The sequence below is a fragment of the Tolypothrix sp. VBCCA 56010 genome (assembly GCF_050875635.1).
Classification (GTDB): domain Bacteria; phylum Cyanobacteriota; class Cyanobacteriia; order Cyanobacteriales; family Nostocaceae; genus Hassallia.
The window spans coordinates 1-2200 of sequence record NZ_JBPAOH010000315.1 but is presented as its reverse complement, the minus strand read 5'-3'; the positions used below and the strand labels follow the sequence as shown (position 1 = coordinate 2200).

The 2200-nt window shown below is 41.2% G+C and carries 2 protein-coding genes; one reads left to right on the top strand and one right to left on the bottom strand.

The features are described from left to right. The first annotated feature begins 256 nt into the window (after positions 1-256). Positions 257-1189, top strand: a complete 933-nt coding sequence (locus tag AABK37_RS41105) for a hypothetical protein (protein ID WP_432557127.1) — start codon at positions 257-259, stop codon at positions 1187-1189. Between the two features lie 9 nt (positions 1190-1198). On the opposite strand, the gene AABK37_RS41100 is transcribed toward AABK37_RS41105, so the two are convergent. Next, the gene (locus AABK37_RS41100; protein ID WP_432557126.1) at positions 1199-2050 is read right to left on the bottom strand and encodes a hypothetical protein; all 852 of its coding nucleotides are present in this window, start codon (positions 2048-2050) and stop codon (positions 1199-1201) included. Between the last annotated feature and the right edge of the window lie 150 nt (positions 2051-2200).

Genomic DNA, 2200 nt, shown 5'->3' with positions numbered 1-2200 from the left:
CAATCCTAGTCTTGCTGGTTCAATATTTGCTGAATAAAAAGTATCATCTACTACAAAATTTTTTAGCGATCGCCCTGAGGAGAAAACTTTTTGGTTTACTGACCATTCCAGTGAGCGAGTTCGCACTGCAATAGGAAATGCACTCAACAGCCGCTGGATATCAGCTCCGAGGAATGCTAGTTCAATTGTTGCTGCTGAGACGCAAGGCTTACTTGCTAAGCATCAGATTCATCAAATTCAAACGGCTCTCAATCTGATGGAGTCATCCTATGTTAATGAGTGGAAGCTTTGTTTCCTAACTGACAATCAACATTCGGTGTTAGAAGATATTCTTGTAAAAGCTCTTTCCTTGGGAGATCAAATAGCTCAGCGTAAAGCTATCAAGGCAATATGTTGGCTCATGGGTACAACTATTCAAGAATGGAACAGTAGTTCAGGGTTGATTATAGGTAAACGCTCTCCACTCTGGTGTAGAAAATTGTCTTCTGAGAAGATTCAAGAAATAGAAAAATTTCTACAGGGACAAAACCTCGATCCGAAAACCCTGGCGGAAGGTTGCTTACTTCTGACAAAAGAGCGAGGAATTAATCCAGTGTATAGTGAAGGAGATTGGATGTACGAAATCGCCGTTATTGCAGATGGTGCTAAACCCCGACGACAGCTACTAGCTCCAAAACCAACTGGTCAATTAGCTTCTGTGGATTGGATGAAAAAGTTTTTGGGCAATGAATTTCCGCAAGAATGGTCATGTTGGATCGCACAAGCACTAGGGGCACTCGGAGTTTTTGTCCCAGAGATGATTCGTCCTCTTACGTTCCTATTCACTAATGCAAAATATACAGAAGAGGATCGAAATGAGGCATTAATTTACTTGGCAATGATTGATGTGCCACAAGTCTTACCAGTTATGGTTCTAGCAGCCGATCTCATCTTGAAAAATAATAATCATTTTGGGGATTATTATCCTAGTCGAGGACTGTTTGGATTATTACTACTTGATAATGTTAATGTTCTTGCTGAGCAAATGCTCAAAAACCCTCCAGATGACTTTATGCTTCCCTATGCTTACGGACTCGCAGGTAGCCGTGATCCTCGCGGTCAAGCAATGCTACAACAAATGAGAAAGCACCCCAATAAAAATATTCGCACGGCAGTTGAAGCCGCTCTTGCTGCTCCTTGGAATCGCTGATAGTTATAACTATTTGTCGTTCTTTGCATCTTTATAGCCTTCTTTGGCGGTCTTAAGAATAGTTTGAACAGACTGCTTATCCTTGATAATTTCATCAACCGCTGTTTTCAAATTTTCTTCATTAACTGACCCTGAATTTTTGTCGCTAAGCAACTTTGAAATAGCTTTCATGTAAATAATTCCTGCTGCTACTGTAACCCCATAGATAGTCGCCCCCATTACAGCAGCACCACCAACTGAACCGAGTCCAGGTACAAATTTCAATACACTCCCAACTACCATAGTTGCTAAAACCGCAGCACCCAAATTAGTCACAATCCCAGTCGCAATACTTTTGATGAGATTTTCAGCGAATGGTAATTCAAGTTCCTTGTTAATGCGTACATACATCGTCCAGATATTAGCAGCAGCAGCAGCCATATCGGCACCAGGCACTGGGATAAATGCACTCCCAACAGCAATTCCTGCGTGTAATTTGACGATTCCAGCTAGTTTTCCTGGAAGACTTTCATCGGCTGTTCGATTCAATGCTTTCGCTACTTCAGCAGCTACTTGAAATAATTGCCCCTGATTGTTCATAGATTTACTCTCCATTTGTTTTTTCTGTGAAACCATCTGTAACTTGAAAGCATTTCCTACAGTTGTAGTCAGTTCTAGTAAATCACCCACTCCCCAAGCATCAATCGTAGAACCATCAGGCAAGCCTAACGATTTAGCTAGGACTGGAATTACCGGTACATCTTCTGGTACGTTAGCTTGAATAAATTCAACATATTGTTCATAGTCACCGTAGGACTGAGTAACTGTGACAATACAAGGGATGTCTAACTCGCTGCAAAGATTAACAAACTTCTGTTGCACCTTTTGCCACCTAGACGACTGTGCGCTTACGCAAAGCCACATGCAATGTCAGTAAACCAAAAAGTTTTCTCCTCAGGGCGATCGCTAAAAAATTTTGTAGTAGATGATACTTTTTATTCAGCAAATATTGAACCAGCAAGACTAGGATTG